Source organism: Blastococcus sp. TF02A-30 (genome assembly GCF_003319185.1).
In the GTDB taxonomy this organism is placed as follows: Bacteria; Actinomycetota; Actinomycetes; order Mycobacteriales; family Geodermatophilaceae; genus Blastococcus.
Genome location: NZ_QOHJ01000002.1, coordinates 552,250 through 558,506 on the forward strand (window position 1 = coordinate 552,250; position 6,257 = coordinate 558,506).

The 6,257-nt window shown below is 75.8% G+C and carries 7 protein-coding genes; 5 read left to right on the forward strand and 2 right to left on the reverse strand.

The annotated features are described in order from the left end of the window. Positions 1-72: 72 nt before the first annotated feature. A complete protein-coding gene (locus DQ241_RS06970; protein WP_199584149.1) occupies positions 73-1,482 on the forward strand; it encodes a PLP-dependent aminotransferase family protein in 1,410 nt (469 codons plus the stop codon). Between the two features lie 2 nt (positions 1,483-1,484). Here DQ241_RS06970 and DQ241_RS06975 read toward each other — a convergent pair whose 3' ends face one another. Then, positions 1,485-2,330 (reverse strand): SMP-30/gluconolactonase/LRE family protein, encoded by an 846-nt coding sequence (locus tag DQ241_RS06975; protein WP_113829408.1) that lies wholly within the window; start codon positions 2,328-2,330, stop codon positions 1,485-1,487. A gap of 102 nt (positions 2,331-2,432) precedes the next feature. Here DQ241_RS06975 and DQ241_RS06980 point away from each other — a divergent pair, with 102 nt between their 5' ends. Beyond that, positions 2,433-2,615, forward strand: coding sequence for a PspC domain-containing protein (locus DQ241_RS06980; protein WP_113829409.1), 183 nt, complete (start codon positions 2,433-2,435; stop codon positions 2,613-2,615). A 46-nt stretch (positions 2,616-2,661) separates the two neighbouring features. Here the strand turns inward: DQ241_RS06980 and DQ241_RS06985 are convergent, their stop codons facing one another. Beyond that, positions 2,662-3,297, reverse strand: coding sequence for a trimeric intracellular cation channel family protein (locus tag DQ241_RS06985; protein ID WP_113829410.1), 636 nt, complete (start codon positions 3,295-3,297; stop codon positions 2,662-2,664). A 63-nt stretch (positions 3,298-3,360) separates the two neighbouring features. On the opposite strand from DQ241_RS06985, the gene DQ241_RS06990 reads away from it, so the two are divergent. From DQ241_RS06990 to DQ241_RS21365, 3 genes are all read left to right on the forward strand, one after another. Next, complete coding sequence (locus DQ241_RS06990) at positions 3,361-3,762, forward strand: hypothetical protein (protein WP_113829411.1); 402 nt, start codon at positions 3,361-3,363, stop codon at positions 3,760-3,762. A 49-nt stretch (positions 3,763-3,811) separates the two neighbouring features. Continuing rightward, positions 3,812-5,059 carry a 3-deoxy-7-phosphoheptulonate synthase gene (locus tag DQ241_RS06995; protein WP_113829412.1) on the forward strand — a complete coding sequence of 416 codons (1,248 nt, stop codon included), beginning with the start codon at positions 3,812-3,814 and terminating at the stop codon, positions 5,057-5,059. 68 nt (positions 5,060-5,127) lie between these two features. After that, positions 5,128-6,129, forward strand: coding sequence for a transglycosylase family protein (locus DQ241_RS21365; protein ID WP_304554485.1), 1,002 nt, complete (start codon positions 5,128-5,130; stop codon positions 6,127-6,129). Positions 6,130-6,257: the final 128 nt, after the last annotated feature.

Sequence of the window (6,257 nt, forward strand, 5' to 3'; positions counted from 1 at the left end):
GTGCCGGTGCCCACGGTGCGCCACACTTTGGTCCGGGCAGGAGTCCAAACGGGGCAGTTCAGAGGAGACCAAGTGGCGCTGGCCGGGGACCTCTACGTGCGCATCGACCCCGACGACGACGCCCCGCTGAGCGTGCAGATCGCCGCCTCGGTCCGGGCGGCGGTGCTGAGCGGGGTGCTGGGGCCCGGAGACACGCTGCCCCCGACCCGCGCGCTGGCCGCCGACCTCGGCGTGTCCCGCGGCGTGGTGGTCGGCGCCTACGAGCAGCTGGTCGGCGAGGGCTTCGCCACGGGACGGCGCGGCGGCGGCACGGTCGTCGCCGTGCGCCCCGACCCCGCCGCGGCGCGGGTGCCGGCGGGTCGGCCCGCTCCCGCACCCGACCCCACGCCGCCGGTGCACGTCGACCTCCGGCCCGGACGCCCGGCCATCCGGGGCCTGCAGGACGCCGACTGGCGCTCGGCCTGGCGCCGGGCGGTCGCCGACGAGCTGCCGGGCCGATCGCCGGACCCGCTGGGGCTGCCGGCGCTGCGGGAGGCAGTCGCGGTCTACCTGCGCCGGGTGCGCGGGGTCGAGGTCTCCGCCGACGAGGTGCTCGTCACCGCCGGCGCCGGTGACGCCCTCGCCCTCGTCGGCCTGGCGCTCGGCGGTGACGGGCGCCGTCCCCGCGTGGTGGTCGAGGACCCCAGCTACCCGACCGCCCGGCGGGTGCTGGCGGCCACCGGGGCCGTGGTCGAGCCGCTGGCCGTGGACGCCGACGGCTTCCGGGCCGCGCAGCTCGCCGCCCTGGCCCCGCCGCCCGACGCGGTGCTCCTCACCCCGTCGCACCAGTACCCGCTGGGCGGGCGGATGCCGGTGCAGGAGCGGGTGGACGTGCTCCGGTGGGCCGCGGACGAGGGTGTCGTGGTCCTCGAGGACGACTACGACAGCGAGTTCCGCCACCGCCGCCGTCCGCTGCCCGCCATGGCCTCGCTGCCGTCGTCCGCGGACGTCGTCCTGATCGGCAGCTGGTCGACGACGTTGACCCCGTGGCTGCGTTGCGGCTGGATGGCCGCCCGCGGCCCGGTGGGCGAGCGGCTCCGGGAGACCCGGGCCCAGCTGGGGACCCCGGTGTCCGGCGTCCAGCAGGTCGCCCTCGCGCACTACCTCGCCGGGGGTGGGTTCTCCCGCCACACCGCGCGGGCCCAGCGCGAGTACGGCCACCGCCGGGGGCTGGTGGTGGCCGCCCTGGGCGGCCGGCCGGACGTCGCGCTCGGCGCCCTCGACGGCGGCCTGCACGTGGTGGTCCACCTGCCGGTGGGCACGGCCGCCAGGGATGTCGTGCGTGCGGTGGGGGAGCGCGGCGTCGCCGTCGCCGATCTGGCCGACTACTACGCCGGCCCGCCCCCGTCCGCGGGCGTGGTGCTCGGGTACGGCGCCGTGACCGACCTCGAGCTCCGGCGGGGCCTCGCCGTCCTGACCGAGGTGCTGGACGCCGCCGCCTGACGTCAGCCGGCGAACTCGCGGGCCGGCAGCCCGCGGACGCCGACGTCGGCCCGGAACAGCGAGCCGGCCAGCGGGTCGGCGCCGGGCGGCAGGCCCTCCCGCGAGGTGGTGATGAACAGCTGGTCCAGCGCGGGGCCGCCGAACGTGCAGGCGGTGACCATCCCGACCGGCACCTCGACCACCTCGTCGTGCGCGCCGTCGGCGGTGTAGTGCCAGACCTCGCCGCGGTCGGCCAGCGCCACCCAGACGCCGCCGTGCTCGTCGACGGTGAGGCCGTCGGGCCGGCCGTCGTCCGGGATCGTCACGAACGGCCGCCGGTCGTGCAGCCCGCGGTCGGGGTCGTGGTCGAAGACGTCGATCCGGCCGGTCGGGGTGTCGTCGTAGTAGGCGCGCGTCCCGTCCGGGCTCCACTCCAGCCCGTTGGAGATGGTGACGCCCTGGAGGACCGGGGTCGTGCTGCCGTCGGCGTCCAGGCGGTACAGGGTGGCGGCGCCCGCGCGCTTGTCGTAGGCCATCGTCCCGCAGTAGAAGCGCCCCTGCGGGTCGCAGCCGCCCTCGTTCATCCGGATGCCCTCGTCGTCCCAGACCGGCGGCAGGCGGGTCAGCGTCCCGTCGGCGTCCTCCAGCGCGAAGCCGCGCTCGATGCCGAGGACGGCACCGCCGCCGCGGCGCGGGCGCAGAGCCGCCACCACCTCGCTCACGTGCCGGCGGGTCACCGTCCCGTCGGCGGCCAGGGACAGCACGTCGCCGGCGAGTATGTCCACCCAGCGCAGCCCGCCCCAGCTCGGCGACCACACCGGGCCCTCGGCGTGGTACGCCACCGGGTCGGTGACCTGCTCTGCGCGCACGGGTGCCTCCTCCTGCGGTCGGTCCGCCGAGCATGCCCCCGCTCGCGGCCACGGCAAACGGAGCCCGTGTCGCGCGGGGCCACCACGGCTAGGGTCGACGACATGGCATCGACGCTGGTCAGACCCCGCTCGGGCAAGGTCATCGCCGGGGTGTGCGCCGCGGTCGCCGACCGGCTGGGGCTCTCGCGGACGCTGGTGCGCGTCGGCTTCGTGCTCTTCGGCCTCTTCGGCGTCGGCGAGCTGGCCTACATCGCGCTGTGGATCCTCATCCCCAAGGCGCCATGACGACGTGTCGACATCCCGCCGTGTCGGGATGTCGACGGGGAGGTCGTCAGCGCTCGTCGGCGTGCGGGCTGCCCGGTGGGAAGGGCGCGTTGATGTCGAAGTGCACGCCGAGCATGCGGATCGCGAAGCACAGGACTGCGGCCCCGACGAGGGTCACCGCCCCGCGGACGTCGAGCGCGTCGGCGACGACGACGACGGTGGCGGCGACGATCGCCGGCACCGCGTAGAGCCCGCTGCTCAGCACCGAGGGCACCTGGCGGATCAGCACGTCGCGGAGCGTTCCGCCGCCGACGCCGGTGATCCCGCCGACGACCACCGCCTGAGCCGGCCCGAAGCCGAGGTCCAGCGCCTTGAGCGCGCCGGTGACCGCGAACAGGCCCAGCCCGGCCGCGTCGAGCGCGTTGATCGCGCCGTAGACCCGCTCCAGGTAGTGCCCGGTGAAGAACGCGATCAGCCCGCCCGCCGCCGCCACGGCCAGGTACCGCCAGTCGACGAACGTGGCCGGCGGCAGCGCGTCGAGGAAGACGTCGCGGATGGTGCCGCCGCCCAGCGCCGTGATCATGCCGAGGGTGACGACGCCGACGATGTCCAGCCGGGTCGAGCGGACCGCGATCAGGGCGCCGTTGAGGGCGAAGGCGAACGTGCCGATCAGGTCGAGCACCAGCAGCGCCGTGGTCGGCATGGCACGCACTCTGCCGGACGGTCGACCGCCGGCTGCGACCCGGTCGCCGTCTACGGTGCGGGCATGCCTGCCGCCGCCCGGACCGCCGCCCGACTGCTGCTCGGCGGCGCCATGGTGGTTGCCGGGGTGGCGCACCTGACCACCCAGCGGCAGGAGTTCCGCGCCCAGGTGCCCGGGTGGTTCCCGGTCGACGAGGACCTGACGGTGCTCGGGTCGGGCGTCGCGGAGATCGCGCTGGGCGCGGCCTTCGTCGCGCTGCCGCAGAAGAAGCGGACCGTCGGCGCGCTGCTCGCCGCCTTCTTCGTGGTGATCTTCCCGGGCAACATCGCGCAGTACCTCGAGGGCACAGACGCCTTCGGCCTGGACACCGACCGCAAGCGGCTGGTCCGCCTGTTCTTCCAGCCGCTGCTCGTCCTCCTCGCGCTGTACGGCGGCGGCTGGCGGCTGCGCCGTCGCCCCGGCTGAGCCCGACCGGCGGCACGGGCGCCCGCCGCCGCCCTGGGATGCTGTCCCGGTGAGCACCGACGAGCGCCCGGCCGATCCGTTCCTGGGTGAGGCGACGCGGATCGCCGACCTCCTCCTCGACGTCCAGACCCGGGTGAACGCGCAGATCGACGCCGCGCTCACCGAGCTGCTGCCCGAGGTGCAGGAGCAGCTCGGCGTCGCGCCGCCGTCGGAGCCGGTCGACCTCTCCGGGCTGGTCAACGCCCGCATCACCGGGCTCAGCGTCGTCGTCACCCCGCTGGCGGTGGCCGGCGTCGTCCCGCTCTCGGCGGCGTCGGTCGCCACCACCCGCGCCGGTCGCGAGGCGGTGACCGCCATCGTGACCGGCGCCGACGACCGGGTCGCCGTCATCGCCGGGCCCTGCTCGATCCACGACCCGGCCGCGGCGCTGGAGTACGCCGCGTTCCTCGCCCGCATGCGGGACCGGCACGGGGCCGACCTCGAGATCCTGATGCGCACCTACACGGAGAAGCCCCGGACCGAGGTCGACTGGAAGGGCTTCGCCTACGACCCGTTCCTCGACGGCTCCAGCCGGATCAGCGTCGGCCTGGTCGCCACCCGGATGCTCATGTGCCGGATCACCGAGCTCGGCGTCCCGGTCGCGGCCGAGCCGCTGAACGCGCTCACCCCGCAGTACGTCAACGGGCTGGTCACCTACAACGGCGTCGGCGCGCGCAACGTCACCGACCAGACCGCGCGGGAGCGGGTCTCCGGGTTCTCCTCCGTGGTCGGCTTCAAGAACTCGCCCGAGGGCAGCGTCGACTCCGCGATCCAGGCCGTCGTCGCCGCCCGCGCGCCGCACGAGTTCCTCGGCGTCGACGCGCACGGGATCAGCGCCCAGCTGTCGACGACGGGCAACGACACCGGCCACGTGATCCTGCGCGGCGCCGCGACCGGGCCCAACTACTCCGCCGGGCACATCGCCGAGACGAAGCGCAAGCTCGCCGCGCGGGGGCTGCCCGAGGTGGTCGTCGTCGACGCGTCGCACGGCAACAGCCAGAAGGACCACCGCCGGCAGGTCGAGGTGGTGCGCGACCTGGCCGGCCAGATCGCCGGCGGCGAGCGGGCGATCCGCGGCGTGATGGTGGAGAGCAACCTGGTCGCCGGGCGGCAGGACCTCGACCGGCGGCATCCCGGGCGGCTGGAGTACGGGCTCAGCGTCACCGACGCGTGCGTCGACCTGGAGACGACCGAGGGCATCCTGGCCGAGCTGGCCGCGGCGTCCCGCGCCCGCCGCACGGCGGTCGGGCGCGGCTGAGCGCTCAAGGAGGAGCCGTCCCGCGTCGATGAGGGTCCGGACGGACCCGACGACGGAGGAGGACGGCGGTGCGCGAGCACGCAGCCCGAGCAGTGCTGGCCGGCCTGGCCGCGGCGCTGGCCCTCGGCTGCCCCGGCACCGCGACGGCCGAACCCGCAGGGCCTGCGGCCGAGGCCGACGCCGCAGCCGCCGAGGTGGGCGCACTCCTGGAGCAGCTGGGTGCCGCGCAGACCGGCGTGGACGACGCCGAGGCCCGCGTGGCGCGAGCGGTGGCGCAGGTCGAGGAGCGGCAGCGCGCTGCGAGCGAGGCCCGCACCGCGGCCGACGCTGCCGGCGAGGCGGCCGCCCGGGCTCGCGCCGATCTCGGCACCGCGCAGGACTCGGTGGCCGGCTTCGCGCGCGAGAGCTACATGGGCGGCTCGACATCGCCGCTGCTGGTCGGGCTGCTGACCGCCGACGGGCCGGCCCAGATGATGGAGCGGGCCGCCCTGATCGAGGCCGCCGGCGCGCACCGGGTCACCGTGCTCAGCAGCGCCGTCGCCACCGTCGAGCAGGCCGCGGACGCCGAGTCCGCCGCGCGGACCGCCGAGGCCGAGGCCGAGCGGCTGGAGCAGGAAGCCGTGACCGCCCGGGCGACGGCGGAGTCGCTGCAGGCGGGTGCCGCCGCGCAGGTCGCCGAGCTGCGCGCCGCCCAGGCAGCCGGCCAGGCTCGGCTGGAGGAGGCGCGCACCCGGCTGGTCGTCGTGGCGCAACGGCCCGCCCCGCCGCGCACCGCGCCCACGCCGACCCCCACCGCGACCGCGCCGGTCCCGGTTCCTACTGCGCCGTCCCCGGCGCACGACTGGGACGCCGTGGCCCGCTGCGAGTCCAGCGGCAACTGGAGCATCAACACCGGCAACGGCTACTTCGGCGGGCTGCAGTTCAGCCCCACCACGTGGCGGGAGTTCGGCGGAACGGAGTACGCCCCGCGCGCGGACCTGGCGACGAAGGCGCAGCAGATCGCCGTCGCCGAGCGGGTCCTCGCCGTCCAGGGGCCGCGCGCCTGGCCCACCTGCGGCCGCCTGCTCTAGGTGTACTGACCGGAGACGTTGGTCGAGGAGTTGTGACGACGGGATCTGAGTAGGTCTTGTTCGGGGAGGACCTCCGGACGTGGAGTGGAGCTGCTGAAGGCGACCACTGCACGAACCCGGAGGTCCTC

Excerpts from the sequence above, each read along its gene's own strand:
- DQ241_RS06980 (WP_113829409.1), top strand. The coding sequence starts at position 2,433 with ATGGCATCGACGCTGGTCAGACCCCGCTCGGGCAAGGTCATCGCCGGG.
- DQ241_RS06985 (WP_113829410.1), bottom strand. The coding sequence starts at position 3,297 with ATGCCGACCACGGCGCTGCTGGTGCTCGACCTGATCGGCACGTTCGCC.
- DQ241_RS06990 (WP_113829411.1), top strand. The coding sequence starts at position 3,361 with ATGCCTGCCGCCGCCCGGACCGCCGCCCGACTGCTGCTCGGCGGCGCC.